Origin of the sequence: Nocardia cyriacigeorgica (assembly GCF_010858045.1) — a bacterium.
GTDB classification, from domain to species: Bacteria; Actinomycetota; Actinomycetes; order Mycobacteriales; family Mycobacteriaceae; genus Nocardia; species Nocardia cyriacigeorgica_E.
This window is the reverse complement of the sequence record NZ_JAAGVC010000003.1, coordinates 181563-207512: the sequence shown is the minus strand read 5'-3', so window position 1 is coordinate 207512 and position 25950 is coordinate 181563. Positions and strand designations below refer to the sequence as shown.

The following is a 25950-nucleotide window of genomic DNA, read 5'->3' as shown; positions in this document are numbered from 1 at the left end:
GACGGATGATTCGGCGTCGGTCACCGCGATGGCACCGTCACCTCTCCCTGAACACCCCCACCCGGTCCCCGCGCGGGTCAGTTGTCGTAGGACGCCACGCCGACGGGGCCCGAGGCGATACACAGCTCGAGACCGGGAGTCCGCGCGGCGATCCGCAGCTCCGCACCGCTGCCGATCACGCGGACGAACACTGTGTGCAGCCCCTTCCGCACCGGAACCGCGACCTGGTCACCGTATTCGAACCCGAGGGAGACGGTGCCGTCGCGACCGGCAAGATAGTTCAGCTGCACGGTCCATTCGTGCGCGAGCATCGGACCGTCGAGTGGCAACCGCACGGATTGACCGCCCTGTACGCGGTAGCCGCATCCCGGCGCGGGGCCGGGACGGATGCCACGGTTCCACCACACCTGGGCATCGACGATATCGCCGGTATCGGTGATCATCCGCAGACGCGGAGTCGAGTCGGCGAAGGTGGTGGGACCGGTGATGGACGAGAGCACGCGACTGGCCAGATTCTGCGGATACGCCGTCGGATTCAGCACGGTCCACGGCACCTCCTGCTCGAGCAGCGGTGCGTCCAGATCGCTGAGCTCCGCGGCGACGGTCGTGAGATAGCGCTCGGTGGTGTCGTCGGACCAGGACCGCACGTACGTGACGGTGGAGCAGAGGCTGCTCACGACGAACGCCGCCACCAGCCCCACCAGCACCGCGGCCGGCGGCCGGCCCACCTGCCCGGGCTCGCGCGGTCGCGCCGCCACCAGCAGCGCGCCCGCCGCGGTGAGCACGACCGCGGTATCGGCCAGATAGCGCAGCGATGACATGAGCTCGTCGACGCTGTTGGGCCCACCGCGCGCCACCGCCACCGGCACCAGAGCCACGGCGAGATACCCCACCACCAGCAGCCAGACCGCCATCGTGCGCGGCCGCGCCCGGATCGACCACGCCACCGACGCCGCCAGCGCGGCCCACGACACCGCGACCACCGCCGCGGACGGTGTCGCCCACGGCGCCGCCGGCACCCACCGCTCCCAGCTCCACGGCCCGCCGATCAGCGTCGGCACCAGTCCGCGCGACGTGACAGCGCGCAGCAGGCCGGGAACATCACCCGATTCGGTGCGGGTGTACGCGATATCGACGACGGCGAGGTAGGCGACCAGCCAGCAGCCGAGCACCAGCGCCGCACCGATCCACAGCGGTGCGCCGCGGCGCATCACCGCACGCACCGCACCCCGCTCCCCCACCACATAGCGCGCCAGCACCGCGACGGCGAACGCCACGAACGGCACGATCGCGGATTTCTCGAAGAACAACAGGGCCACCGCGACCACCGCCACCCCGCTCATCGCGTACCGGCGCCGGCCGGTGCGCACCAGCAGCACCGCATCGGCGATCACCCAGGCCAGCGCGAACTGCAAGGGAAGGGCGTTGAGGGCGGCCGCCCACCAGGAAAACGCGGGCACCGTCACCGGACAGAACAGGTAGAAGATCAACGGCACCAGCACTATCCGCCGCGGACCGAGCAGCACCACAAGCATCCGCACCACCGCGATCGACGCCGCGGCCTGCATCACGAGCATGGTGACCACCGGACCCGCCCACGACAGCGGCGCGATCGCGGTGACCAGCCAGGCGGTGGCGAACGCGGCCGGCATGAAGTGCCCGTCGTGGTCGTAGAACAACAACTCCGGCGACCACAGCGGCCTGCTGCCCGCGCGCCCGACGAGGATCAGATCATCCCAATAGAAGTACCCCGACCCGGCCACCCATCCGCGCACCACCAGTTGCGCGATGACCAGCGCGGCCGCCGCGCTCAGCACCGCAGGCCAACGAGCCGCCGGAGACTTCCAGGTAGAGCCCCTTTCCCGGGCCGGCGGCACCCGCTCGGCGGGCTCCAGCAGGGCGGCCGGGGCGGTATCCATGGCACCCCAGGGTAGCGGCGCCCGACGGCACCAGCAGCCGCGAGCGGGGTCGAGATGCAAAAGTGCGATCGCAATTCGCTGATTGCGCAGCGGGACCGGGCCGCGACGACGATAATCTTGCTGTGGGACAGACTCTCCGAGAACTCGATCCACATCCAACGTCCACGGTGACGCGCGGCAGCCGGTTACGGCCCGGCAGCCGTCCTCCTCGTCGCGCGCCGGGACCACTGCCCTCGGAGAGTCGCGTCACCCGGCCCCCAGCCGACCGCGCGGCGGCATCTCGACGCGGGCCGAGGTCCCACTCCCCCGAGATCACCCGACATTGATCGGCCGAACGGAACTGGCTTCCGCCCGCTGAGGCGACCTGCGCCGTGGACGGCCACCGCGAACCGAAAGGCTCCCACCGTGACACCCTGGTCCACATCACGCCCCTGCGCACCGGCCGCGACACCGCGCGGCCGAACGGGTCCGAGTGCGGGAGGGCGCTAGGCGGAGGCGGGCCAGCGATGCGACGACAGCACTCGACCACCGGAACGACCGACAACGACCTCCCCTGGGCAGCCGGCTTCGACGCCGGCCGCCTGCCGACCGCACAGGATCTCATCGACGCCCTCGACCAGACCGACGCCGCAGGCACCTCGGCCGATCGCCATCCTGTGACCCGCTGCGCACGGTACCTGGCGACCCTGCACCCCTACACCGCGCCGGAGGACAACGCCGATTCCGCGGCGACGCGGGACTCGCTGATCCACGCGATCGACGTGTGGACCGAAAACCATGTGCCGCAACATCGCAGGGGCACGGTGCTGCACACCGAAACCCTCGGCACCGTGGTGGACCGGATCGTGGCCGCCTATATGCACGTTCGGCATCTGAAGGCGAAGGGCTCAGCGCATCGTCCCGGCGTCGACGACGCCGAACGCCGGCTCGCGCAACTGGTGGAGAGCTACACCGGCCTGGTGCAGGAGGTGTCGGCAGGGCTGCGGCGGCTACCCACCCATGCGGCGGGCATCGAGGGCGACTGAGTCCGGCGCAAGTCACCGCCGCGCCCACCGGCGGTAGTCACTCGCCGGATTCGTGATCGGCGAGTGCCTGCTCGGCTCGCTCGACGCGCCGCCGGGCACGCTCGAGTTCGGTGGCGGCCGTGCGGGCAGCCTCGCGGGCCGCGCGTTCGGCGGTACGGGCGAAACGATGCTGCTCCTCGGCCGCGGTCAGTTCCGCGCGCAGACGAGTGACCAGTTCGTCGGCCTCGCGCAGGCGCCGCTCGGCGTCGGCCGCGTCGCGTTCGGCCGAATCCTGCTCCGCGCGAGCCGATTCGGCGGTGCGTCGTGCCTCGTCCAGCTCGTTCTCGGCAGCCTTGCGTTGCTCGGCCGCACGGTCGGCTCGGCGTCGTCCGCGCGCCCCGTGGCGGGCTGCGGTGCGAGCGCGGTCCCGACGGCCCGTACCGGTGTCCGCATCGGGCACCGCGGTCAGCGCGGGAGCCGCGTCACCGAATCCTTCGTAGGTGGCCGCTGTGGCCAGGGTGCCGTCGCGAACCTGGTCGGCCACTTCGGGATCGGCCAGGGCGGCGGTCAAGGTGGTGGCGACCTCACGCAGCACCGGTTCGCCGACGGGCCGGTCGTGCTCGGCGGCCAGCTCGCCCGCGCGCCGGGCCAGCGCGGTGACCACCTGCTGGCGTTGCCTGGTCAGCGCCCGCAGGTCAGCGCCGGACAATTCGCGCTGGGCCTCACGCAGGGCCTCGCCGAGCCGCAGCAGCGCGTCGACCTCGTCGGGAGCCGCGCGGGCCAGCAGATTCACCGTCCACGCGGCGACGGTCGGTTTGCGCAGTTCGGCCACCGCGGCAGCGAGATCGCTGTCGCCCGCTCGTTTGGCCTGTGCGGCCCGGTCCTTGCGTGCCGCGACGAATTCGCCCGGGGTCGAGTCCGTACAGTTCGGCCGCGATCTCGCTGAGCCCCATGCCCCGAGCCTAGCCAGCCGACCGGGCTATCCGGTCTCGGTCGCGTCGGTGTCGTGCTCGGTACGCAGCAGGAACGCCGAGGCGCGGTCGAGGACCTGCTCCCGGGTGCGCCCCTCGTGTTCGGCGGCGATCATGTAGGTGCCGACCGCCAGACTGAAGGCCAACAGGCTGCGGGCTTCGACCTCGTCGGGGTCGGAACAGAAGGTGCTCAGCAGTTCTCGCAGATAGCCGATGCGATAGTTGTCGACCCGGCGCAGCCGCTCGGCCACGCCGGCGTCGCGCCTGGCCCAATCGCGCACGGCGAGATCGATCGGCCGCAGCCGGTCGTCGGAGAAGGTGAGCACACCGGCACGCCTGGCTTTGGCGCGCGCGTCGCCGCCCTCGCGTTCGACCCGCTCCCGGACGTCGAAGGTGGCCTCGTGCTCCCAGGTGTCGAGCATCTCTTCGAGCAGGGCGTTGCGGTCGGCGAAATGGCCGTAGAACCCGCCTTTGGTGACGCCGAGCGCCTGCGCGAGCGCCTCGACGCGGACGGCGTCCGGCCCGCCGGAGGCGAGCGCACGCAGGCCCTGCTCGATCCAGCTGGTCCTCGGGGTTCGGGTGACGGCGACCATAGCCTCAGTATCGCCGACGCCGTTGACAACGTGGGCGGCACCGCTACGATCAACGTATACGGCACCGTATATTTGAGTATCGCTGCCGACCCACCGATTTCCCGGCACCGGCCGCGTGCGGATCCGGCCACTGAAGGATGGAGACTCGACGATGCGGCTCCCGCGCAGCGCACACACCGCCCGGCCCTGGCGGATCCACGAGGTGGCCCCCGATTTCACCGTCGAGGACGTGTGGGCGCTGCCCACTCCCGGCGGGCCCGGCGATTTCGACCGTCTGGTCAGCACGATCGCCGCGCCCGACCGTGCGCATGGCGAGTCACCAGCACTGATCTATCGGGTACTGTTCGCGATCCGCTGGAAGCTCGGCGCCCTGCTCGGCTGGGACCGCGACGATTCCGGTGTCGGCGCCCGCGTCCCCAGCCTGCGCGACCGCCTCCCCGCCGACCTGCGCGACGGGGCGCGCGGTCCCGCCTTCGATTCGGTGCCCTTCCAGTCGGTCTATCGCACCGACGACGAATGGGCCGCCGAGATGGCCAACCGGACCGTGCACGCCCTCATGCACATCGGCTGGGTCCCCGACGACAACGGCGGCTATCGCGGTCAGATGGCGGTCATGGTGAAACCCAACGGCTTCTTCGGCCGCGCCTACATGGCGGCGATCCTGCCGTTCCGGTACGTCCTGGTCTATCCGGCGCTCATGCGCATGTTCGCCCGCGGATGGGAGCGCAGCAGCATGGTCGCCGGCGGTCACCCGCCCGCGTCCAGTACGTAGCTCACTGCGGCACACAACAATTCACCGTCGCACGCGAAAGCGCATGCACTGCGCTCGGCGAGAAATCCGCTGGATCGGCCGGATTCGCTCTGGTAGCCATGACCTGGTGACGCTCCCCGATGCCACCCTCGCCCGTGCGGCCGCCACCCGGCTCGCCGAATCCTGCTCGACCATCATCGGCGCCGCGGCCAGATCGGTGATTCTGCACGGCTCGCTGGCCACCGGAGAGTTCCGGCCGCATCGCAGTGATATCGATCTGCTGGTGGTCAGCGACACCCAGCTGACCGAGGCGATGCGCACCGCATTGGAGACGGCGGTACGCCGGGCCGATAAGGGGCCGGCGAGCGGCATCGATCTGCACGTCGTGCTCTCCGAGGTCGCCGGCGCACCCACTCGGACGCCGCCCGCTCAACTGCACGTGGGCCGCTATGACGGGTCCGGCCTCGGTGTCGAGGTGCAGCCGTCGGTGGCGGCAGATCCCGACCTGCCCGCCGAACTGTCGATGGCCCGGCAGGACGGCGTCGCCCTGGTCGGCGAACCGCCGCAGGCGGTGATCGGCGCGGTACCGCCAGAGTGGATCCTGGAGCGGGGCCGCTACTGGCTGCGGACGTGGCGCACCCGCCCCGACGACGCCGAGAGCGCCGCGCTGATGGTGCTCACCGCCTGCCGCATCTGGTATTTCGCCGAGACGGCGCGTCATATCGGCAAAGCCGCGGCCGCTCGATGGGCGCTCGAACGCGATCCCGCGGCGGCAGCCGTGCACCAAGCGCTTCGGCAGTATCTGGACGATCCCACGGTGTCGATCGACCCACAGGGCATTGCCGGCATCCTGGACATCGTGCTGGACAAGACCGGGTGAAGGTCCAGCCCGAGAACAACCGGAACTGCTCACGCCGCGAACCATGAGCGCCCGGCTTCATCCTCGCCGGTGACTCAACGCCGGCGCTGCCACCACCGCCGCCGGCCGGACGTTCGTGGGCCGGATTCATCCATCCGGCGAGCCCGCGCCGGTGGCGCTGGCGTGCGTTCGGCCCGCCACCGGTCGAGCACGGCGTCGGCGTCGACCGGGGCGATCGGCACATGCGGCGGGGTGGGCATGCGTATCCAGCGCACGATGCGCTGGTTCAGTTCGGAGACCGCCCTACGCACCTCTCGTTCGGTCTCGAATTCCCGCACGGTCTCGCGGATCTGCTCGATCTCGCGGCGCAGCACCAGCGATTCCGGCAGCATGCCGTCCGCGCGGACGCCCTCGCGGCGCAGATAGTCGCGCAGCCACCAGTTCTCGTCCACTCCGGTGCCCGCACCGGGAATCGGTCGACCCGCACCGGCCAGGTTCGCGAACTCACCGCGTTCGGTGGCTTCACGCACCTGCTTGTCGATCCAGGACTCGAAGGTCAGATCGGGCGGCTTGCGCTCGGTCATGCCCCGATACTACGGAATCGTCGGTCGCCCGATCGGCGGTCCGGCACACCGGTTGGTCCGTTCCGGCGTCGGTCAGGGCTGCGGGGTAGCGCGCAGGCCGAGCTCGATGTCGTCGAGGGCGGCCAGCGATTCGGTGAGCGCGCCGCGGTCGGCCTCGGTGAGCGGGATCGCCCGGGCCCGGGTCAGCGCGGCGACGGCTGCCGCGGTGTCGTCGGCCCGGATCGCGAGTTCGGCGCGGTAGGCCAGGGCCTCGACCAGTTCTGCGGCCGTCGCGGTGGCCCTGTCCCGTTCCAGCGCCGCGTCCAGGATCTGGGCCGCTCGCACATGTTTGCCATGGGAATCACCCATCACGACCGCGCGGGCCAGGGTCATCGACAGTTTCCCGCCGGCGGCCCGCTCGGCTTCGGGTGCGGCGGCGACGATCCTGATCCAGTTGCCGCCGGGATCGATGACGGTGAAGCCCGAATGGTTCTCGGCGTTCTTGCGCTTGCGCGGCCGCGTCATCCGCGGGATACCGGAGACCAGCAGTTTGCCGTGCACCGCCCGCATACCCGCGGCGAAGGCATCGAACAGATCCCTGGTATCGGGCACGATCACCAGGCAGGTCCCGTAGGAATCCGCGGGATCGAAATCCGGCATACCGAAGAAGTCCAGCCGCATATCCTCGCGCGCGAGCGACACGTACGGGTTCGGCCGGGTCTGGTAGTAGGTGCGGGTGAAGCCGAGCATCGTGTAGAACTCGGCCATCTCGTCGATGGACCGGCAGGGCAGCAGCGGCATGGTGATCCCATCGGCCATGATGTGTCCTTGTCGCGAGGAGGGGAATTGGCGTGGGCCGCTAGCGGCTCGGTCGCACCGGCGTCTCGCCGGCCATGGTGAAATCGCCGTTCTCCAGCCGGCGGATCAGTCGCCGGGTCCATCCGGCGCCGGCGTCGGCCGTCGACAGCCACAAGGCGATGACCTCGCCTACCGGCCCCCAGCTTTCGAGGTCGGTATCGGGTGGCAGGTGTTCGGTGATGCTGCGGCGCCACTCGTCCATCGCGGCGGCGCGCCGGTGCAGCATCTCCAGGGCTTCGTCGCGGGGCAGGTCGTCGATCAGGCCGACGGCGGCACCGAGCACGTCCAGGCCGGGCTCGCGGTCCGACAGGGCTCGGCGCAGCAGTGCGAAATACTCACGCTCGCCATCGGCGGTCAGCTCGTATTCGATCCGCGGCGGTCCCCCGGCCTCCGAGGCCGCGCTCTCGTGCACGGTCAGCAGTTGCTTGGCGGCCATGCTCTTGAGCGCGTGATACACCGAACCCGAAGTGGCTGTCGACCATTCGTGCGCGCCCCAGGATTCGAGATCCGCGCGAATCTGATATCCGTGCGCGCGCCCCCTTCGGCGTAGCGCACCGAGGACCAGTAGCTGAACAGGCTTCACCGCACACCTCCTGAAATGACTAGCCAAATTTGGCTAACAGAGTCCAGCGTAACGCCGGATTCGGCATTAGCCAAATTTGGCTAGCTTCGGAGACATGGCGCGACGGGCCGATATCGGGAAACAAAGCCGCTGAACCAGGACGCCAGGCGGGTGTCGTACAGCAGGCCCGCCGCTCTGCGAGAACGCGGTGAGTGACCCTTCTCAGGCGGCGGCCGCTGTCGCCAACAGGCGCAGGACCTCGTCCGGGTTCGCGACATCGACGACCAGACGGGTGAAGTCGGCGCCGGCGAGATCGATGCGGACGCCGCGGCCGTCGAAGGCGGTGTCCCAGAACTCCTTGCGGCCCTTACCGCGGAAGGTGCCCGCCGCGATCACGCCGGGGAAGAAGGTGCCGGGCGCGCGGACCCAGGGCGGGCGGCGGTCGATTTCGGCGGGAGCTACCGCGGTGACCGAGGCCAGATCGAACCGGATCTGGTCGCGCAGCGACAGCAGGCGATGCGCTCCGAGCACATGAACCGTCACCGTGGTACCTGTGACCTCGAGCTCGACCATCGTGCACCTCCACTATCACCGAGAGTGTCTGCTCGGTTCAGGATGCCGGTCACGCCTGGTCGTAGCCTGTGGCAAAGCTATGAGTTCTCTCAGGTTTGCTGATCCGCCCCGGTCACCGCGAGGGTGAGTGCTCAGTCACCGTCGCTGTCGGGGCGCCGGGTTCCGGTCGACGAAATCGACGACGTCGTCGACGAAATCCGGATGGGTCACCACGCCCATGTGACTGGTGCCCGGATACAGGATGAGCCGCCCGCCGGGAATGCCGTCGGCGGTGCGCCGGAAGGTCGCGGCGCTATAGGAGGCGTCGCGTTCACCGCCGATGATCAACGTCGGCACGGTGATCTCGCCGAGGCGTGCGGTGACATCGAATCCGTCTTCGGCGAGCAGGAAGCGATAGGTGTCGGCGGGCACCTTCGGACGCATCATCGGATCCAGCAACCACATCGCGGCCCCGGCCAGTCGCGCTCCCACCGGATTCCCGACGCTGACCACCGCCAGGTGATGCAGCCCCCGCCTACCCGCCAGCACCGCCTCCGCGTAGCGCCGCTGCCCGATCCGCAGCGCCGGATCCAGCCGGCACGCCGCCGACGCGACGATCAGCGTGCGCACCACCTCGGGATGGTCGGCGGCCAGTTGCAAGGCGATCGAACCACCGGACGAGACCCCGAGCACATCGACCGGCCCGCCGAACTCGGTGCGCAACGCGTCGGCGTGTTCGGCGGCGAGATCGGCCATGGTGGCACCGGCGGGCGTTCCCGGCGCCCGGCCCACGGCGTACACCCGGAAATGGCGAGCCAACCCGGACAGCTTCTTCAGTTCCGATGAGCGCATCCACCCCGTCGGGTTGGCGTGGTCGGGAGTGAACCAGCGCAGGAAGACCAGCGGTTGCCCGCTGCCGAACGCGAGGTAGGGCATTCCGTGCCGCAGCACACCCTCGGTCACCGCGACCTGCTCACCGCGTCTACCCATCACCGCTCCCATCGTCGAACCGCCAACGGTCTCGACGCTAATCGCGGCGGGTCGTGATGGCGATGACCTCGGAGGTCATGCGCGCCCGGCGGTCAGCCGAGCAGCCCGCCGAACATGCCACCGCTGTGCCCGGCTTCCTGGCCGCCGCCGGTACCGCCGAGCAGCCCGCCCGGCGGCAGTTCCGAGGGCTGCACGATGACGAATCCGCGGCCGGAGAACGCCAGTGTCGTGCCCTCGCCGGTGCTGCGGCCCATGAGCCGGCCGAGGCCGAAGGAATCGTTGCGTTTGATGCCGGTCTGCAGGCTCGACGACCACGCGACCGCGGCCTGCGGGTCGGCGTAGGTCGGCTGGTCGACGTTGAGCACCACAGGCGCCCCGTGACTGGTGATGGCGATCCGGCCGCGTCCGGTGAATACGCAGTTGAACAGTCCGGCGTTGCTTGCCACGCCCGCGGCGCCCTGCACCCGGCCGATGTTGTAGGTCAGGGTCGAGTCGAAGGCCAGCACATTGGCGCCGTTGATGGTGAGGCCGTCGGTGCCGTCGAGATCGATGGTGTGCACGTCGGCGGCGCTGTTGGCCAGGAACAGGTCGCCGCGCCCCGTCACCTTCATCAGCGGCACACCTTCACCGGTGAGTCGCTGCTGGATGGCGCGTCCGATGCCGCCGGAACCGAGCGCCTGGAACTGCAACTCCCCCTGGTAGGCCACCATCGACCCGGCCCGCGCCATGACCTCACCGTTGACGGCGACCTTGATCATCTTGCCGCCCTGTTTCTGGATACCGACACCGGAAACCTCGGCGTGGCGCGGATCGAACAGATCGCTGTGCATCGGCAGCGCTCCTTGCTGGGACGAGAACGTGGACGGAACCGGATGGGCGGTGGGCGGCTGCTGAGCAGCCGAATAGGGCTGCGGCTCAGCGGGATACGCGGGCGCCGGCGGATACGACGGCGCGGGTGGGTAGGGCGGCGCGGGCTGGTGCGGGTGCGCGGTGGGCGGCTGACCACCCGGATAGGGCGCAGCGGGCGGGTAGGCAGGCGCGGGTGGATACGGCTGCGCGACCACGGTCGGGTCGGTGCGCGACGGCGCGACCATCGTCTGGTCGGTCCGCGGGCCGGCGCTCGGAGCCGGCGCGGGGGCGGGCTCGTCGTCGACGTTCACGCCGAAGGCGGTCGCGATGCCCGCCAGGCCGTTGTCGTAGCCCTGGCCGACCGCGCGAACCTTCCAGCCGCCACCGCGGCGATAGATCTCCACGCACACCACGGCCGATTCGGTGGTCAGCCCGGAGACCGGGAACGTGAGGGTGCCCGCATCGGAGGCGATGGTCGCGACCAGCGAACCGGCGGCAGCGAAGGTGGCCGGGCCGGATCCGTCCAGACTGGCGGTGACGACGACGCGGTCGACGTCGGCGGGCAGCGCACTGGTCTGCACATCGACCATATCGCCCGCGCCGCGGCCGTGCCGGTAGACGACGCCGGGGCCGACGGGCTGATTGAAGAAGACGAAGTCGCCGTCGGCACGGACCTTGCCGTCCGTGCCGAGCAGCAGCGCCGAGACGTCGACCGGCGTCGAGCAGCTCACAGTCACCGTCATCCGATCCGCCGGCGCCGGACGGTTCTCACCCCGCGCGAGCGCGTTCACCGCCGATCACCTCGATCACGGCCGCGCCCTGCGAATGACATGCGTTTCACGGCGTCGAGTGTGCCGCGCCCGGGCTGCATCCGCCACTTCCGGTCCGGCGGCCCGCGCCGAGCTCCTCAGAAGCTCTGCCAGCTCGGCTTGTGTTCGAGGGCGTAGCGGTAGTAATCGGCCAGACGCAACGCGCCCGCGGCGGCCTCGTCGATGACCACCGTGACGTGGCGATGCCACTGCATGATCGAGGCCGGGCAGAACGCGGTCAGCGGGCCCTCCACCGCGGCCGCGATGGCGTCGGCCTTCCGTGCGCCGACGGCGATCATCACCAGATGGCGTGCCTCGCCGATCGTGCCGAGCCCCTGGGTCAGCACATGTCGTGGCACCGCGTCGGCGCCGTCGAAGAAGCGCGCGTTATCGCGGCGGGTCTGGGCGGTCAGGGTTTTGACCCGGGTGCGTGAGGTCAGCGCGGAGCTGGGTTCGTTGAACCCGATATGGCCGTCGGTGCCGATGCCGAGCAGCTGCACATCGACGCCTCCGCAGGCGGCGATGGCGGCGTCGTAGCGTTGTGCTTCGGCCCCGGTATCGGCGGCTTCCCCGTCCGGACCGAACACGCGCGCCGGATCGAGGTTCACGTGGTCGGTGAACTCGGCGCGGATCACCGAGAAATAGGACTGCGGATGATCTTTCGGCAGACCGACGTATTCGTCGAGCAGGAAGGCGGTGCACGCCGAGAAATCCAGGCCGTGTTCGCGATGACGCCGGGCGAGTTCACGGTAGCTGCTCAGCGGCGAGGATCCGGTGGCGAGACCGAGGGTCGCCGCACCGCGGCGCACATAGCCTTCGACGATATCGGCAACCGTCGTCGCGACCTGCTGTTCGTCGTCGCGGATCACGATTTCCATGCGGTTCCTTCCGTCTCGGCCCGAACGCCCGCGGTGTAGACGTGGCGCACGCGCACAGTGGGGTCGGTGACGATCACGTCGGCGCGGTAGCCGGGGGCGAGTACGCCGCGTTCGTGCTCGAGGCCGAGCACCGTCGCCGGGGTGCGGGTGGCCGCAGCCACGGCATCCGTCAGTGGCACACCGGCCGCGTCGACGGTGTGGCGCACCACATCGAGCAGCCGCATGGTGCCGCCGGCGATCGGGCCCGCGGCGTCCTCGGCGACGACCACCCGCGCCACCGCCTGCTCCACGCGCACCCGCAATGGGCCGAGCCGGTAATCGCCGTCGCCCATCCCCGCCGCGGCCATCGCATCGCTGACCAGAGCGATCCGGTCGGGGCCGACGGTGTCGAAGACCATGGCGACGGTGTCCGGGGCCAGGTGCACGCCGTCGGCGATCAGTTCGACGACGAGCTCGCCGCGTCCGGCAGCGGCCAGGAAGGCGGCCGCCGGTCCCGGCGCCCGATGGTGCAGTGGCGGCATCCCATTGAACAGGTGCGTCGCGGTCAGCGGCGCGCCGGCGGCGTCGGCGATGCGGGCAGCGGTGGTGGCCGCGTCGGCATCGGTGTGGCCGAGGCTCGGCAGCACATGGTGCTCGCGCATGGCGGCGAGCAGCCCGGTGAAGTTCGACGTTTCCGGGGCGACGGTCATCGAGCGGACAGTACCGCGCGCGGCCAGACAGATCCGCTCGAACAGTTCCGGGTCGCCCGGAACGATCGCGGCCGGATCCTGTGCGCCGCACCGGGCCCGGCTCAGAAACGGGCCCTCCAGATGAATGCCGAGCAACTCGCCGCGCTCCACCAGGTCGGCCAGGACCGCTGCCTGCCGCAGCAGATCCGCCGGCGGGGCGGACACCAGACTGCCCAGCAGCGCGGTGGTTCCGTGCGCACGATGGTGGGCCACCGCACGGCGCGCTCCGCCCGCATCGGAGTCGGGGAATCCGGCACCGGCGCCCCCGTGACAGTGCAGATCGATCAGGCCGGGCAACAGGATCGAGTCGCCGGGCGGCGGTAACGGGGTGCGACCCGGATACGCTGCCGCCGGCCCCACCCAGGAGATCCGCGCACCGTCGATCGCGACGACGCCGTCGGCGATATCGCTGCCCCCGGCTGCGGCCACCGCGCCGACCACCCTCCCGCGCAACAGGGTCGGCGAGCCACCGCGGGCCGCGCCACCGACGCTCAGCACCGCCCGCACGCTCCCGCCGATGACCGCGACACGGGCGCTCCGGCCACCACCATGACGGGGCAGGCGGTCGTCGTCCCGGCGCCGGCAGCGGGTTCGGTCATGATCACCGATCTTCGCCCTTCCTCGGGTTATCGGCGTCGATCCGCGCCTCCGACGGCGCGTCCTCGGCAGGCTCCACCGTCTCGCTCCTGCCGGTCCGGATCTGCGCGGTGCCGGTCCCGACCTCCGCCCCGCGCGTGTCGCTGTCCGCGGCGCCGGACTCGCCTTCAGCCGGCGCATCGGTCTCGGTGGCGCGTGGCTCGCGCGTCGCACCGCGCAGACGTTGATCCGATCCGGTTCCTGCGCCGCGGATTTCGGCATCGGTATCGGCTTCGCGACCGGGGGTGCGCAGGTTCCATTTCTTGATCACGAAGCTGAACAGCAGGTAGTAGAGCACCGCGTAGCCGAGGCCGATGGGGATCAGCAGCCAGGCGTCGGTGGCCTTGCCGAAGTTCAGGGCGTAGTCGATGAATCCTGCCGAGAAGGTGAAGCCGTCGTGGATGCCGAGAGCGTTGACCAGCGCGTGCGAGGTGCCGGTCAGGATCGCGTGCACCACATACAGCGGCCACGCCACGAACATGAAGGAGAATTCCAGCGGTTCGGTGATCCCGGTGAGGAACGCCGTCAGCGCGGTGGAGAGCATGATCCCGCCGACGAGCTTGCGTTGCGAGGGGCGCGCGTTGCGCCAGATGGCCAGGGCCGCCGCGGGTAGTGCGAACATCATGATCGGGAAGAAGCCGGTCATGAAGGTGCCTGCGGTCGGATCGCCGGCGAAGAAGCGGTTGAGGTCACCGCGCACGATCTGGCCCTGCGCGTTCTCGTAGTCGCCGATCAAGAACCACACGGTCGTATTGAGGATGTGGTGCAGTCCGGTCGGAATCAGCAACCGGTTGGCGGTGCCGTAGATCCCGCCGCCCACCACGGAGTTCTCCGCGACGGTCTCGCCGACCCAGGTGAGCCCCGCATTGAAGAGCGGGTAGGCGAAGGCCATGAGCACGCCGATCGCCAGACCGGTGACGGCGGTGAGGATCGGCACCAACCGCCGTCCGTTGAAGAACCCGAGGTAGTCGGGCAGCTTGGTGCGATAGAACCGCTGCCACAGCAGCGCCGAGAGCACACCCATCACGATGCCGGCGAGCACGCCGTAATCGATCATCGCCTGGCCGCCCTTCGGATCGGTCTCCCCCTCGAGCACGATCGGTGACATCGCCTCGAAGACGCCGTCGACCACCAAGTAGCCGACGACGGCGGCCAGTGCGGTCGAGCCGTCGGATTTCCGCGCCCATCCGATGGCGATACCGACCGCGAAAATCAATGGCAGCCACGTGAATACGGCCTGCCCGGCGGCCGAGACGACGCTGGCGGCGCTGTCGAGTGCCGAGAACCGGCCCAGCAGATCGTCCTGGCCGAGTCGCAACAGGATGCCCGCGGCGGGCAGCACCGCGATCGGCAACATGAGACTGCGTCCGAGGCGCTGCCAACCGGCGAGTGCCGCCGATTCCTTGTTCGGGCTGTCTACGACCGTCATCTCGACCTTCTTCGTCGCCGGAACGCGGCGCTACGCCGTGCTGGAGCCACCGGAGGCACGCTCGCGGATCCGGCGGAAACTGGGGCGGGCCGGGCGTCCGACGGGTAATGTCCGGTCATAACCAGTTGTCAGTTTGACCAGGTAGTGGCCCGATGTCAATCGGTCCTTATGATCCAGGTAACACCCGGCGCCGGCACGGGAAAGCCAACGAGGGAGAACACATGTCCACAGCGGACGCCATCATCAGCGGCCTCGGCGGCGCCGACAATATCGTCGAGATCGAAGCCTGCATCACCCGGCTGCGCACCGAGGTCAAGGACGGCAGCCTGGTGGACGAGGCGGCGCTCACAGCGGCCGGCGCGCACGGCGTGCTCAGGTCCGGTTCGGTCGTGCAGGTCGTGGTGGGGCCGGTGGCCGATACGCTGGCCGAAGACATCGAGGACCTGCTGTGACGGTACGGGTCCTGGCCCCACTGCCCGGGCGGGTCCTCGCCCTTGCCGACGTGCCCGATCCGGTGTTCGCCGGTCAGCTGGTCGGCTCGGGTGTGGCCATCGACCCGGCCCGTGATCGCGGCGCCCTCGACGTCCGTGCGCCGATCGCGGGCACGATCGTGAAACTGCATCCGCACGCGTTCATCGTCCTCGGTGCCGACGGTGCCGGAGTGCTCACGCACCTGGGGATCGACACGGTGAAGCTCGCGGGGGCCGGGTTCGCCCTGCTCGCCGCGGAAGGCGATCACGTCGACGCCGGCACACCGATCGTGCGATTCGATCCGACCGAGATCGACGGCACCGGATATTCGGCCCTCTGCCCGATCGTGGTGATGGATTCGGCGCGGGATTCCGTCGACCCCGGCACCCTCGGGACTCAGGTGGACACCGGTGCGACGCTGTTCGATTGGACCCCCGAACCGCGCTGACGCACCGCGGCGGAGGCCTGCGGCCCGGGTCGGCCACCGTCGCACCCGGTTGCCGTGCGGCACCCCCCTGAACGGTCAGGTGCGCTCCTGTCCGACCTCCATCTGCAACCGGTAGCGATCCGAGCGGTACCAGCTCTGCGTGTGCTCGACCGCGACCCCAGCGCTGAACGATGTGCGGTCGAAATGCAGCACCGGCGCATTCCTTTTCACACCGAGCAGTGCGGCGATGCCCGCGTCGGCGGCGGTGGCGTCGACGGTCTGGGTGGCGCGTTCGATCGGGCGTCCGTAGCGGTCGGCGCAGGTCTGATAAATGGAGGCGGTCAGATCCACCTCGATCAACCCCGGCAGCAGCTCGGCATGGAACCAGCCGTCGTCCACGCTCACCGGCTCACCGTCGGCCAGGCGCAGCCGCTTGATGTGATAGCCGCGCGCACCCTCGCCCAGGCCGAGTGCCCGCGCCGAAGCCTCGGGCACCGCATCTTCCTCGGCGATCAGGACTACCGTCGTCGGGTGGTGTCCCTGGGCGCGCATCTCCTCGGTGAACGACGCCAGATGCAGCCGCGACTGGACGGGCCGATGCGCGACGAAGGTCCCCTTGCCGCGCACCCGTATCAGATGACCTTCGTTGACCAGCTGGCCGATCGCCTCGCGCACGGTGATCCGGCTGACGCCGTAGTCCTGCATCAGATTGCGTTCACTGGTCAGCAGATCGCCCGGCTGCAGTTCGCGGGTGCACTTGTGCAGCAGGATGGCGCGCAGCTGTTCATGTTTGGGAATCGCGCTGTCACGCAGCGGCACAGGCATCACAGCGGCTCCTTCGTCGGGGACCGCAGATCCACTTTCGCTGGGGACCGAAGGTCCCTACCGGTACGGTCCGGTCTCCGAGGATACTCCTCGCCCTGAGCGCCCGACCGCTGCGCGCGGGTGCGCGGCAGCCGAATTCGGGGCCGCAGTGGGCGGGTGCGCGGCAGCGACGGCACGCACCCGCCCAGCGTTCAGCTCTGCACCGCGACCGGCTCCGGTGCCACCGCCTGCGGTGGCCGGGCACGCAGCAGCACCAGGCCGAGCACGGCGGCCGCGACGCTGAAGCCCGCGCTGATCCACGCCCCGGTCGACATCGCCTCGGTGAAGGCCAGCTTCGCCGGTTCGGTGTAGCCGAGTTCGAAAGCGGCACCGATGGATTCGCGGGCCGGCTCCGGCGCGTCGGACGGCATGTTCGCGGTGAACACCCCGGCGAGCACGCTGCCGAGCACCGCGATACTGATCGCCATACCCACCTGCTGCAAGGTGTCGTTCATGGCCGACCCGACACCCGCGTGTTCGAGCGGGATGGCGCTCATGATGGCCGCGTAGGCCGACGGTCCGGCGAGGCCGCCGCCGATGCCCATGATCAGCATGCTCATCAGCACCGCGCCGTAGCCGGTGCCCGTCGCCAGCACCACGAACGCCACGCCCATCACCAGCAGACCACTCACGATGAGGGTCTTGTTGCTCAACTTCTTGCCGAGGGTGGCGCCGAGCCCGTTGCACACCGCAGCGGCCACCGCGTACGGCAGCAGCGCCAGCCCGGCCTTCATCGGCCCGTAGCCGAGCACGAATTGCAGATACTGGGTGAGCATGAACATGATCGCGCCCATACCGAAGACCATCAGCAACAAGGTCAGGCAGGTGCCGGTGAAATCGCGATTGCGGAACACTGCCAGCGGTAGCATCGGATGCTCGGACCGGCTCTCCCACACCACGAACGCGACGGCGGCCACCACGGCCAGACCGATCACCGGCAGGTTCCATTCGCGCTCGATGATCACATACACCGCCGACACCAGCGCCAGGATCGACAACAGCACCCCGACCAGGTCGACCGGACGCTGCTCCCCCGTCGTTTCCGGCATCAGCACCAGCGCGGCCACGATCGCCAGGATCGCCACCGGAATGTTGATCAGGAACACCGAACCCCACCAGTAGTGCTCGAGCAGAAGGCCGCCGAGCGTCGGGCCCGCGACGATGCCGACCATCGACACCGTCGTCCACGCGGCCATCGCCAGCCGCCGTTCGTCCTGGTCGAAGGTGGTCATCAGGATCGACAGCGTCGACGGCATCAGCAGCGACCCGCCCACGCCCATCGCCGCCCGTGCCCCGATCACCTGCCAGGGTTCGGTCGCCAGCACCGCCGCCAGCGAGGCCACCCCGAAGACGGCAAGGCCGACAACGAGCATCCGGCGCCGCCCGAACCGGTCCGAGAGGCTGCCAGCGGTGAGCAGCAGACCGGCGAAAACCAGCACGTAGGCGTCCAGGATCCACTGCACATCCGACGGGGTGGCACCCAGCTCCCGGATCAGCGACGGAATCGCGAGGTTCAACACCGTGCCGTCGATCATCAGCACCAACAAGGACAGACAGAGAACCCCGAGGATCAACCAGCGCCGCGGGTCTCGTACAACGTTCGATTCCACTCGCACAGCGTACGAGATAATCGAACGGTGTGCGAGCGAATATAGAATGAGGCCGTGACCAAGCAGTTCGAGTCGGTGTGGAGCCGCGAACCCCGCCAGCCCAAGTCCTCGGGTCTCGGCCGTGAACAGATCGTGGAGGCCGCGCTCACCCTCCTCGATGCCGAGGGGATGGCCGCCTTGAGCATGCGCAAGCTCGGCGCTCGGCTCGGCGCGGGCGCGACCAGCCTCTACTGGTATGTGGCGAACAAGGACGAGCTGCTCGAGCTGGTCCTCGACGAGTTCTGGGGAAAGGTGCAGGTTCCGGAACCGGAGCAGACGTCATGGCGCGGGGTGGCGACCGGATTCGCCTACAGCCTGCGCGACACCATGATGAACCATTCGTGGGCCGCCGAGCTGTTGGGCCATCTGCCCAGCATCGGCCCCAATTCGCTGCGGTTGACCGACCGATTGCGCCGCACCTTCGTCGGCGCGGGATTCCAGGGCAACGACGTCTATCTCGCCACCGGGACGCTGTTCTCGTTCGTTCTCGGCCAGGTGCTGCCCCTTATCGCCTGGAACAACGCCTATGGCGATGCCACTATCGACCCGGCGGCGGTGCTGCCCGTACTGGAAGCCAACGGCGCCGACTTTCCCGATCTCATCGACGATTACCGCGACACCGTGTCGACCGACCCGACCGTCGCCCGCGCGGTGGCCTTCGACTTCGGCCTGATCTCGGTGCTCGACGGGCTCGAGGCACGTCTGCGCGGCGGGGCGAGCGCCGAGCCAGCTGTCGACAACCACTCCGAGATACGCGGCTGATCCCGGGAGCCGCGCCGACGGCGCGCGGGTCAGTCCTGCGCGGCGTACTCGGCGAGGATCTGCGACAGGAATTGCAGGCTCTCGGCCGGCGAGAGGGCCTGCACGCTGAGCCGATTCATCACCGACATGTACAGCTCCACATCGTGGCGCTTCTCCATATAGAGCGAGCTGGTCAGCTGTTCGGTGTAGACGATGTCGGGTAGTTCGGGCTCGGGGAAGCGCAGGATGCTGAACGGTCCGCCGGCCGCGGAATGACCTCCGGCCGAATACGGCAGCACCTGAATGCGCACATTGGGTAGTTCGGAGATGGCGATCAGATGTTGGATCTGCTCGCGCAGCACCTTCATACCGCCGACGGGCCTGCGGAGGGCGTTCTCGTCGATGACGGCCCACAGCGTCGGCGCCGCTCGGCGATTCAGGATCTTCTGCCTGCGCATGCGGACCGCGACCCGGCGTTCGGTCTCGTCGTCGTTGCCGAGCATGATGACCGAGCGGGCGTAGTCGGCGGTCTGCAACAAGCCGGGAATGAACTGGGCCTCGTAGGTGCGGATCGTGGTGGCCGCCTGTTCGAGCCCGACGTAGGTCTCGAACCACGCGGGTAGCAGATCGCTGTAGCTCTGCCACCATCCAGGGTCGTTGGCCTTGCGCGCCATATCGAGGTAGGGCTCGCGCTTGTCGTCATCGGTGACGCCGTAGAGGGTGAGCAGATCGCGGATATCGCGTTCCTTGAACCCGGTGCGTCCCAGCTCGAGCCGGCTGATCTTGGCGTGTGATCCGCGAATGGCGTCTCCGGCCGCTTCCCTGCTGACACCGCAACTTTCCCGCAGCCGACGCAACCTGCTGCCGAGCGCGATCCGGATCACGGTCGGACCACGCTCTGCCACAAGCAGTTCCACGTTGTCGCTGTTGTCCTGGTCGTTGGTCATGGACCGCCTCTGGCCGATAGTGGTTAGACCGCGATCTGCCCGGTCACACCCACCGGTTCCACCGCGTCGGTTGCAGATCCTACTCGCTCCTATAGCGAAACCACCGGAGCCCGTTACCCGTCGGCGATCATCGTCGCGGGGGGCCGGGCGCCGCGTGTGGCCGCGTTCGGCACAGACTGGTCGGTCGTCGAGTTGCACCTCGCGCCGGTGCGCGGTGACCGATCGCGTCACCAATGACCGTCGTGCGTGGATGTCCCAGCGGGACAACGGCATATCTTCTTCCCGATACCGCGCGCGGCGTACGCGCGGTGCGTAGAGTCACAGTCGTGGGAGCCGATGGGAGAGGAGCCCCATGATGCCGATGGATGATGAGGATCTCGGTGGGCGTGTCGACCCTGACACGCCGAGCATTGCCCGCGTCTACGACTACGGACTGGGCGGTACGGACTGGTTCGAGGTCGATCGTAGAGTCTACGAACACTTACTGACTGTTGTGCCGAACCAGAATGCGGTCGGCGTGGCGAACCGGCGCTGGCTCGAACGGGTGGTCCGCTACCTGACCAGTCAGGTGGGCATGACGCAGATCCTGGATCTTGGCAGCGGACTACCGACGCAGAAGAACACCCACGAGATCGCTCAGGAACTGGGCGCGGAGGTCATGGTCGTCTATGTCGACAACGACCCGGTGTGCGTGCGCCGCGGCAAGGAACTGCTCGAAGCCAACGAGTACACCCATTTCCTCGATCTCGATCTCACCAAGCCCGATGAGGTCCTCGGACATCCGGCCGTGAACCAGTACCTCGACCTGAGCAAGCCGCTGCTGATGATGCAATGCGGCACTTTGCATCACGTCGACGACGATCGCGATCCGGCGGGCATCATGGCCCAGTACATCGACCGGCTCGCGCCCGGCTCCTACGTCATGATCAGCCACTTCTTCGATCCCGGCAGCGAAGACGCCGAATTGCATCAGCTGGCCCGCCGCGCCGAACGCGCCCTGCACGACGAAGGCCTCGGCACCGGCCGCTGGCGCACCCGCGAGGAACTGATGCCGTTCTTCGACGGGCTGGAACTGCTCGAACCGGGACTGGTACCGCTCGACGACTGGTGGCCCTGGGGGCCCGACGAGCGCGAGCGCGTCCCGGACGAGTACCTGATCATCGGCGGCGTCGGCCGCAAACCGTAACTCGCACATCCGTTCCACTGTTCGCATTCGATTCACACGATCACAGGAGGCCGCCATGTCAGCGGACGCCGACACCACCACCGGCAACGCACAGATCACCGAGCAGGACGTCCGGGACAAGCTCGCCGGCATACTCGCCACCACCAGCATCGACCTCGCGACGTCCAAAGACGGCGTGAACTGGTGCTCGAGCGCGTTCTTCACCCACCTCGACGACGACCCGTTCCGGCTCACCCTGATCCTGGAATCGGGCGGCCGCACGCTGGAGGCCCTGCGCGCCAACCCCAATGTCGGCATCAAGGTGGTCAGCGGCGGATTCACCGACCCCTTCGCCCAGGGCCTCGGCACCGTCGAGGTGCGCGATCCCGCCGACCGGGACGAGACGTTCCAGGCGCTGGTACAAAAGGAACCGATGATCGAGCCGTTCTTCGCCACCCCGGTGGAAGCGCTGCTCGTCCATGTCGACTGGTGGCGGGTCACCCACGTCGGCGCCGGCTGGCTGCCCGGCCGACGCCTCGACCGCGTCTCGGCCTGACCCGCGGCACCGCACGTCCTCCGGGAGCACCCTCGGCGGCGAATCCCGTGCCGCCCGAATGCAACCGGACCCATTGCCGGGACGCTCAGCGGCCCCTACGCTGAGTGAGCCGTATCACAGTTATTGCAGAGAGAGGTTCTCGATGTCCCAACCCGCTCCCCAGACCGGTGTTCGCGTTCCGGTCGGCGTGGACACCACCCGAGCGAGCATCGCGCGCGTCTACGACGTGAGCCTGGGTGGCAAAGACAACTACGACGTCGACCGCGCCGCGTTCGACATGATCCTGCAAGCCGCGCCCCGCCAGCGCGACGTGTCGAAGATGAACCGGCGCTGGCTGCACCGGGTCACCCGCTATCTCGCGGGCACGGTCGGCATCGACCAATTCCTCGACATCGGCGCGGGCCTGCCGACGGTCGGCAACACGCACGAGATCGCCCAGAGCCAGAATCCGGAGGCGACCGTCGTCTACGTCGACAACGATCCGGTGTGCAACGCACACGGACGGGTACTGCTCGAACAGAACGAGTACACCCATTTCGTTCCGGCGGATCTGACGCAGCCCGAGACGTTGCTCAAAGACGAGGAGGTCACCCGGCACCTCGATCTCGAGCGGCCGCTCGGTCTCATCCTGTGCGGCATCCTGCATCACGTGGACGACGATCTCGATCCTGTCGGCATCATGCGCCAGTACATCGACGCGCTGCCCTCCGGTTCCTACGTTGCCATCACGCATTTCTGGAACCCGAACGACGGTTCCGACCTCGCCGAGCTCGCCGTGCGCCTGCAGCGTCAGTTCACCGAGATGGGGCTCGGTTCGGGCTGGTACCGCACCAAGGAGGAGATCGCCGCCTACTTCCACGATCTCGAGCTGATCGAGCCGGGCCTGGTCGAACTCGAGCAGTGGTGGCCGATGGGCCCGGCGATCCGCGAACCGTACCCCGAGGAACGAGTGATGCTCGGCGGGGTCGGCCGCAAGCGCTGAGCCGCACGGTCACAGCGGGTTCCGCGATCATGGTCGCGGAACTCGCTGCCCTGCCTGCCGACTCGTTCGTGGGTACGCTGAGGCCCATGATCACGCTCAAGAAAGAAGACGGTGCCGCGGATCTGAGCGGCATCACCAAACTGAGTGTCGGGGTGAGCTGGGACCCGTCCGCGGGTGCCAGCGGCGGCGCGCTCGGCTGGGCTCGGCGCAAGCGCGGCGTCGACCTGGATCTGATCGCGATTCTCATGCAGGGGGCAGAGCCGGTGCGATTCGCCGGCCTGGATTCGCTCGACCCGCTCGGCAATGGTGCGGTCCTGCACAGCGGTGACGAGCAGACCGGCGCCGCGTCCGGCGACGATGAGACCGTTCAGGTCACCTTCGCCGATGTGCCCGGCGGCATCGATTCGATCGTGTTCGTCGCGGCCGCGTTCAAGAAGGGCTCGTCTTTCGAGAAGGCGAACAATATCTCGTTCAAGGTCTATGACGCGACCGGCGGCGACACCCAGCAGGTCGCCGATATCTGGCCGTCGCTGTTGGGCGCCGACAATGCCAACGCGGTGGCGCGCGCGTTCCGTTCCGGTGCGAGCTGGCAGCTCGAGGTGCTCAACCGCAAGGGCAAGATCAAGCAGGGCGATAAGCAGGCGCTGCTGCGCTTCGCCATTCAGTGATCCAGGCGTGGTGTCGGGCCTCCTGGTTCCGCCACCACGTACCGCGGCTGCGACAATTCGGTTGCGCCACAATCGATCCAGACTCGAGCGGTCCGGGTCAGGCCGTCTCGTCGTCGGCGATGCCGAGCCCGAGATGCTCGATGTGATAGACGGCTTCGTCCAGCAGCATCGCCACATGACTGTCGTAGAGCCGGTAGATGACGCTTCTGCCCTGCCGCGAACCCGTGACCAATCCCATGGCACGCAACAGTCGCAACTGATGGGAAACCGCGGACTGTTCCATCTCGACGGCGTCCACCAGATCCCCCACCGAGCACGGGCCGTGCCGCAGCCTGGTCAGGATCCGTAGCCGGCTCGGTGTGGCCAAGGCCTGCAGAGTCGCTGCCACCGTTGCCGCCGAATCGGCATCCAGCTGGGCGGGCGGCGTTGTTCTGCCCTCGACTCCGTGTCCCACGAGATCACTGTACCTTGCGGGATTACATGAAGACATGTACATGTATTCCTGTAGTCCTACGCCGCGCCGATTTCGAACGGAGCACTCCCCGATGGTTTCCCCCGCCCTACTGGATCGGCGCAACGCCGCCACGTCCTCCCCGCGGCGCGCTGATCGCCGGACGGCCTGGAGGCTGCCCGAGGTGCGCTGGGCCCTGGCGGCCACCGCGCTGTTCGTCGCGGGCGTCTGCGCGCAATGGGCCGGTGCACCGGATTGGCTCGTATGGTCGCTGCTGGCGGGTTGCTACGTGACCGGTGGCTGGGAGCCTGCGCTGGAAGGGTTACGTGCACTGCGTGAGCGAACCCTCGACGTGGATCTGCTCATGATCGTCGCCGCGCTCGGTGCCGCGGCGATCGGGCAGATCGTCGACGGCGGACTGCTGATCGTGATCTTCGCGACCTCCGGCGCACTGGAGGCGGTGCTGACCCACCGCACGGCCGAGGCGGTGCGCGGGCTGCTCGATCTCGCACCCGACCGCGCCACTCTCGTCGACGGCGACGACGAACGGATCGTCGACGCGCACACCCTCGTACCAGGGCAGCTGATCCTGGTCCGGCCCGGTGAGCGGATCGGCGGCGACGGCGTGGTCGAATCCGGGCGCAGCGAGGTCGATCAGGCCTCGATCACCGGCGAACCGCTTCCGGTGCCGGCCGGGCCGGGAGACGAGGTCTTCGCCGGCGCCATCAACGGCACCGGCACGTTGCGGGTGCGGGTGCGGCGCGCGGCGGCCGACACGGTGATCGCGCGCATCGCGGCCATGGTGCGCGAGGCGTCCGAAACCAAGGCGGGCACCCAACTGTTCATCGAGCGGGTCGAGCAGTGGTACTCCACCGGCGTCGTGATCGCCACGCTCGCCGTGCTGTTCATTCCGCTGGCCGCGGGCTCGGCGCTCCAGCCCGCCCTGCTGCGGGCGATGACGTTCATGATCGTCGCGTCACCGTGCGCGATCGTGCTGGCGACCATGCCGCCGCTGCTGGCCGCCATGGCGAACGCGAGCCGCCACGGCGTGCTGGTGAAATCGGCGGTGGTCATGGAACGGCTCGGCACGGTGGACACCGTCGCCTTCGACAAGACCGGCACCCTGACCGAGGGCCGCCCAGAGGTCACCGCGATCCAGTCCGTCACCAGCGAACTCGACCCCGACGCGATGCTCGCCCTGGCCGCCGCCGCCGAACGCGACAGCGAACATCCCCTGGCCACCGCCATCGTCACCGCCGCAAGAGACCGCGCACTGCCGCTCGCCGACGTCACGGCATTCGATTCGCGCCCCGGCCGTGGCGTACGCGCCACCGTCGACGGCCGGGTCATCGAGGTGGGCCGCCCCGGCGACATGCTGCCGGCGTCCACCGGCTCCGGCACTGCGCTGTCCACCGCGAAAGCGCTTGTCGAGGAATGGGAATCCGCCGGTGCGACCGCCGTGGTCGTCACGGTCGACGGCCACCCGGCCGGCGTGCTCGGGGTAACCGACCGGCCGCGACCGGCCGCGGCCAGGGCCGTCGCCGATCTGACCGCCCTGAGCGGTCACCCGCCGGTGCTTCTCACCGGCGACAACCCGCGTGCCGCGGCCGCGCTGGCCGCAACCCTCGGGATCGACGATGTCCGGGCCGGTGTGCTACCCGAGGAGAAGGTCGCGGCGGTGCGCGAGCTCGTCGGGGCCGGTCGCCGCGTCGCGGTCGTCGGCGACGGCGTCAACGACGCGCCCGCGCTCGCTTCCGCGCACGTCGGGATCGCCATGGGCCGCACCGGATCCGATCTGGCGGTCGAGGCCGCCGATGCCGTCGTCGTCCGTGACGACCTCGGCACCGTCGCCGCCATCGTCACGCTGTCGCGGCGGGCCCGGCGCATCGTGATCGCGAACCTGACCATCGCCGCCACCTTCATCGTGGCGCTGGTGACCTGGGATCTGGTCGGCACCCTGCCTTTGCCGCTCGGCGTCGCCGGCCACGAGGGGTCGACGGTGATCGTCGGATTGAACGGGATGCGGTTGCTGGCCGACCGCGCCTGGCGTGACGCGCTCCGGCCCGGCAACGCGTGAG

26 protein-coding genes and 1 pseudogene are annotated in these 25950 nt (G+C 69.1%); 11 read left to right on the top strand and 16 right to left on the bottom strand.

What is annotated here, in order from left to right:
* Positions 1 to 77 precede the first annotated feature (77 nt).
* Positions 78 to 1919 carry a hypothetical protein gene (locus GV790_RS04880; protein WP_256673028.1) on the bottom strand — a complete coding sequence of 614 codons (1842 nt, stop codon included), beginning with the start codon at positions 1917 to 1919 and terminating at the stop codon, positions 78 to 80.
* A 506-nt stretch (positions 1920 to 2425) separates the two neighbouring features.
* Here GV790_RS04880 and GV790_RS04875 point away from each other — a divergent pair.
* Positions 2426 to 2944 (top strand): DUF4254 domain-containing protein, encoded by a 519-nt coding sequence (locus tag GV790_RS04875; protein WP_163810901.1) that lies wholly within the window; start codon positions 2426 to 2428, stop codon positions 2942 to 2944.
* Positions 2945 to 2981: 37 nt separating this feature from the next.
* Here the strand turns inward: GV790_RS04875 and GV790_RS04870 are convergent, their stop codons facing one another.
* Both GV790_RS04870 and GV790_RS04865 read right to left on the bottom strand, forming a co-directional pair.
* Positions 2982 to 3755 (bottom strand): hypothetical protein, encoded by a 774-nt coding sequence (locus GV790_RS04870; RefSeq protein ID WP_306042569.1) that lies wholly within the window; start codon positions 3753 to 3755, stop codon positions 2982 to 2984.
* Positions 3756 to 3902: 147 nt separating this feature from the next.
* Positions 3903 to 4487, bottom strand: a complete 585-nt coding sequence (locus GV790_RS04865; RefSeq protein WP_163810899.1) for a TetR/AcrR family transcriptional regulator — start codon at positions 4485 to 4487, stop codon at positions 3903 to 3905.
* A 151-nt stretch (positions 4488 to 4638) separates the two neighbouring features.
* On the opposite strand from GV790_RS04865, the gene GV790_RS04860 reads away from it, so the two are divergent.
* Complete coding sequence (locus GV790_RS04860; protein ID WP_163810897.1) at positions 4639 to 5259, top strand: DUF2867 domain-containing protein; 621 nt, start codon at positions 4639 to 4641, stop codon at positions 5257 to 5259.
* 106 nt (positions 5260 to 5365) lie between these two features.
* Entirely contained in the window at positions 5366 to 6118 is a 753-nt protein-coding gene (locus GV790_RS04855) for an aminoglycoside adenylyltransferase domain-containing protein (protein ID WP_163810895.1), read from the top strand.
* Between the two features lie 74 nt (positions 6119 to 6192).
* Here GV790_RS04855 and GV790_RS04850 read toward each other — a convergent pair whose 3' ends face one another.
* From GV790_RS04850 to GV790_RS04810, 9 genes and pseudogenes are all read right to left on the bottom strand, one after another.
* Positions 6193 to 6681 (bottom strand): DnaJ family domain-containing protein, encoded by a 489-nt coding sequence (locus tag GV790_RS04850; RefSeq protein ID WP_163810893.1) that lies wholly within the window; start codon positions 6679 to 6681, stop codon positions 6193 to 6195.
* 72 nt (positions 6682 to 6753) lie between these two features.
* Positions 6754 to 7479, bottom strand: coding sequence for a VOC family protein (locus GV790_RS04845; RefSeq protein WP_175585802.1), 726 nt, complete (start codon positions 7477 to 7479; stop codon positions 6754 to 6756).
* Between the two features lie 40 nt (positions 7480 to 7519).
* Positions 7520 to 8101, bottom strand: a complete 582-nt coding sequence (locus tag GV790_RS04840) for a PadR family transcriptional regulator (RefSeq protein ID WP_163810891.1) — start codon at positions 8099 to 8101, stop codon at positions 7520 to 7522.
* Between the two features lie 201 nt (positions 8102 to 8302).
* Complete coding sequence (locus tag GV790_RS04835; RefSeq protein WP_163810890.1) at positions 8303 to 8653, bottom strand: hypothetical protein; 351 nt, start codon at positions 8651 to 8653, stop codon at positions 8303 to 8305.
* Between the two features lie 135 nt (positions 8654 to 8788).
* Entirely contained in the window at positions 8789 to 9622 is an 834-nt protein-coding gene (locus GV790_RS04830; RefSeq protein WP_163810888.1) for an alpha/beta fold hydrolase, read from the bottom strand.
* Between the two features lie 92 nt (positions 9623 to 9714).
* Positions 9715 to 11214 (bottom strand): AIM24 family protein, encoded by a 1500-nt coding sequence (locus GV790_RS04825; RefSeq protein ID WP_163810885.1) that lies wholly within the window; start codon positions 11212 to 11214, stop codon positions 9715 to 9717.
* Between the two features lie 164 nt (positions 11215 to 11378).
* A complete protein-coding gene (gene nagB, locus GV790_RS04820; protein ID WP_163810883.1) occupies positions 11379 to 12158 on the bottom strand; it encodes a glucosamine-6-phosphate deaminase in 780 nt (259 codons plus the stop codon).
* Complete coding sequence (locus tag GV790_RS04815) at positions 12146 to 13381, bottom strand: N-acetylglucosamine-6-phosphate deacetylase (RefSeq protein ID WP_163811123.1); 1236 nt, start codon at positions 13379 to 13381, stop codon at positions 12146 to 12148. Before GV790_RS04815 ends, nagB begins: the two co-directional genes overlap by 13 nt.
* Positions 13382 to 13721: 340 nt before the next feature.
* Positions 13722 to 14951, bottom strand: a pseudogene (locus GV790_RS04810) (PTS transporter subunit EIIC); the annotation flags it as partial.
* A gap of 152 nt (positions 14952 to 15103) precedes the next feature.
* Between GV790_RS04810 and GV790_RS04805 the strand changes: the two are divergent.
* Both GV790_RS04805 and GV790_RS04800 read left to right on the top strand, forming a co-directional pair.
* Positions 15104 to 15403, top strand: coding sequence for a glucose PTS transporter subunit EIIB (locus GV790_RS04805; RefSeq protein WP_163810881.1), 300 nt, complete (start codon positions 15104 to 15106; stop codon positions 15401 to 15403).
* The gene (locus tag GV790_RS04800; protein ID WP_163810878.1) at positions 15400 to 15870 is read left to right on the top strand and encodes a PTS sugar transporter subunit IIA; all 471 of its coding nucleotides are present in this window, start codon (positions 15400 to 15402) and stop codon (positions 15868 to 15870) included. The genes GV790_RS04805 and GV790_RS04800 overlap by 4 nt, the downstream gene beginning before the upstream one ends.
* 75 nt (positions 15871 to 15945) lie before the next feature.
* On the opposite strand, the gene GV790_RS04795 is transcribed toward GV790_RS04800, so the two are convergent.
* Positions 15946 to 16677: a GntR family transcriptional regulator gene (locus GV790_RS04795; RefSeq protein ID WP_163810876.1), complete on the bottom strand. Its 732-nt coding sequence runs from the start codon at positions 16675 to 16677 to the stop codon at positions 15946 to 15948.
* A 188-nt stretch (positions 16678 to 16865) separates the two neighbouring features.
* Positions 16866 to 18323, bottom strand: coding sequence for an MFS transporter (locus GV790_RS04790; protein ID WP_280212729.1), 1458 nt, complete (start codon positions 18321 to 18323; stop codon positions 16866 to 16868).
* Between the two features lie 54 nt (positions 18324 to 18377).
* Between GV790_RS04790 and GV790_RS04785 the strand changes: the two genes are divergently transcribed.
* Positions 18378 to 19124: a TetR/AcrR family transcriptional regulator gene (locus tag GV790_RS04785; RefSeq protein ID WP_163810874.1), complete on the top strand. Its 747-nt coding sequence runs from the start codon at positions 18378 to 18380 to the stop codon at positions 19122 to 19124.
* 29 nt (positions 19125 to 19153) lie between these two features.
* Here GV790_RS04785 and GV790_RS04780 read toward each other — a convergent pair whose 3' ends face one another.
* A complete protein-coding gene (locus tag GV790_RS04780) occupies positions 19154 to 20050 on the bottom strand; it encodes a helix-turn-helix domain-containing protein (RefSeq protein ID WP_163810872.1) in 897 nt (298 codons plus the stop codon).
* Between the two features lie 355 nt (positions 20051 to 20405).
* Here GV790_RS04780 and GV790_RS04775 point away from each other — a divergent pair, with 355 nt between their 5' ends.
* The 4 genes from GV790_RS04775 (at position 20406) to GV790_RS04760 (ending at position 23421) form a co-directional block, all read left to right on the top strand.
* The gene (locus tag GV790_RS04775) at positions 20406 to 21236 is read left to right on the top strand and encodes an SAM-dependent methyltransferase (RefSeq protein WP_163810870.1); all 831 of its coding nucleotides are present in this window, start codon (positions 20406 to 20408) and stop codon (positions 21234 to 21236) included.
* 55 nt (positions 21237 to 21291) lie between these two features.
* The gene (locus GV790_RS04770; protein WP_163810868.1) at positions 21292 to 21771 is read left to right on the top strand and encodes a pyridoxamine 5'-phosphate oxidase family protein; all 480 of its coding nucleotides are present in this window, start codon (positions 21292 to 21294) and stop codon (positions 21769 to 21771) included.
* 142 nt (positions 21772 to 21913) lie between these two features.
* Positions 21914 to 22753 (top strand): SAM-dependent methyltransferase, encoded by an 840-nt coding sequence (locus tag GV790_RS04765; protein WP_163810865.1) that lies wholly within the window; start codon positions 21914 to 21916, stop codon positions 22751 to 22753.
* Positions 22754 to 22839: 86 nt separating this feature from the next.
* On the top strand, positions 22840 to 23421 hold the full coding sequence (locus GV790_RS04760; RefSeq protein ID WP_036537046.1) for a TerD family protein: 582 nt from the start codon (positions 22840 to 22842) through the stop codon (positions 23419 to 23421).
* 97 nt (positions 23422 to 23518) lie between these two features.
* On the opposite strand, the gene GV790_RS04755 is transcribed toward GV790_RS04760, so the two are convergent.
* Complete coding sequence (locus tag GV790_RS04755; RefSeq protein WP_163810863.1) at positions 23519 to 23875, bottom strand: ArsR/SmtB family transcription factor; 357 nt, start codon at positions 23873 to 23875, stop codon at positions 23519 to 23521.
* Between the two features lie 91 nt (positions 23876 to 23966).
* Between GV790_RS04755 and GV790_RS04750 the strand changes: the two genes are divergently transcribed.
* Positions 23967 to 25949: a heavy metal translocating P-type ATPase gene (locus GV790_RS04750; RefSeq protein WP_163810861.1), complete on the top strand. Its 1983-nt coding sequence runs from the start codon at positions 23967 to 23969 to the stop codon at positions 25947 to 25949.
* Position 25950 lies beyond the last annotated feature (1 nt).

Coding starts and splice junctions, on each gene's coding strand:
- GV790_RS04765 (WP_163810865.1), top strand. CDS start 21,914: ATGTCCCAACCCGCTCCCCAGACCGGTGTTCGCGTTCCGGTCGGCGTG.
- GV790_RS04775 (WP_163810870.1), top strand. CDS start 20,406: ATGCCGATGGATGATGAGGATCTCGGTGGGCGTGTCGACCCTGACACG.
- GV790_RS04860 (WP_163810897.1), top strand. CDS start 4,639: ATGCGGCTCCCGCGCAGCGCACACACCGCCCGGCCCTGGCGGATCCAC.
- GV790_RS04805 (WP_163810881.1), top strand. CDS start 15,104: ATGTCAATCGGTCCTTATGATCCAGGTAACACCCGGCGCCGGCACGGG.
- GV790_RS04835 (WP_163810890.1), bottom strand. CDS start 8,653: ATGGTCGAGCTCGAGGTCACAGGTACCACGGTGACGGTTCATGTGCTC.
- GV790_RS04875 (WP_163810901.1), top strand. CDS start 2,426: ATGCGACGACAGCACTCGACCACCGGAACGACCGACAACGACCTCCCC.
- GV790_RS04830 (WP_163810888.1), bottom strand. CDS start 9,622: ATGGGTAGACGCGGTGAGCAGGTCGCGGTGACCGAGGGTGTGCTGCGG.
- GV790_RS04850 (WP_163810893.1), bottom strand. CDS start 6,681: ATGACCGAGCGCAAGCCGCCCGATCTGACCTTCGAGTCCTGGATCGAC.
- GV790_RS04865 (WP_163810899.1), bottom strand. CDS start 4,487: ATGGTCGCCGTCACCCGAACCCCGAGGACCAGCTGGATCGAGCAGGGC.
- nagB (WP_163810883.1), bottom strand. CDS start 12,158: ATGGAAATCGTGATCCGCGACGACGAACAGCAGGTCGCGACGACGGTT.
- GV790_RS04825 (WP_163810885.1), bottom strand. CDS start 11,214: ATGACGGTGACTGTGAGCTGCTCGACGCCGGTCGACGTCTCGGCGCTG.
- GV790_RS04845 (WP_175585802.1), bottom strand. CDS start 7,479: ATGGCCGATGGGATCACCATGCCGCTGCTGCCCTGCCGGTCCATCGAC.
- GV790_RS04880 (WP_256673028.1), bottom strand. CDS start 1,919: ATGGATACCGCCCCGGCCGCCCTGCTGGAGCCCGCCGAGCGGGTGCCG.
- GV790_RS04750 (WP_163810861.1), top strand. CDS start 23,967: ATGGTTTCCCCCGCCCTACTGGATCGGCGCAACGCCGCCACGTCCTCC.
- GV790_RS04780 (WP_163810872.1), bottom strand. CDS start 20,050: ATGACCAACGACCAGGACAACAGCGACAACGTGGAACTGCTTGTGGCA.
- GV790_RS04770 (WP_163810868.1), top strand. CDS start 21,292: ATGTCAGCGGACGCCGACACCACCACCGGCAACGCACAGATCACCGAG.
- GV790_RS04760 (WP_036537046.1), top strand. CDS start 22,840: ATGATCACGCTCAAGAAAGAAGACGGTGCCGCGGATCTGAGCGGCATC.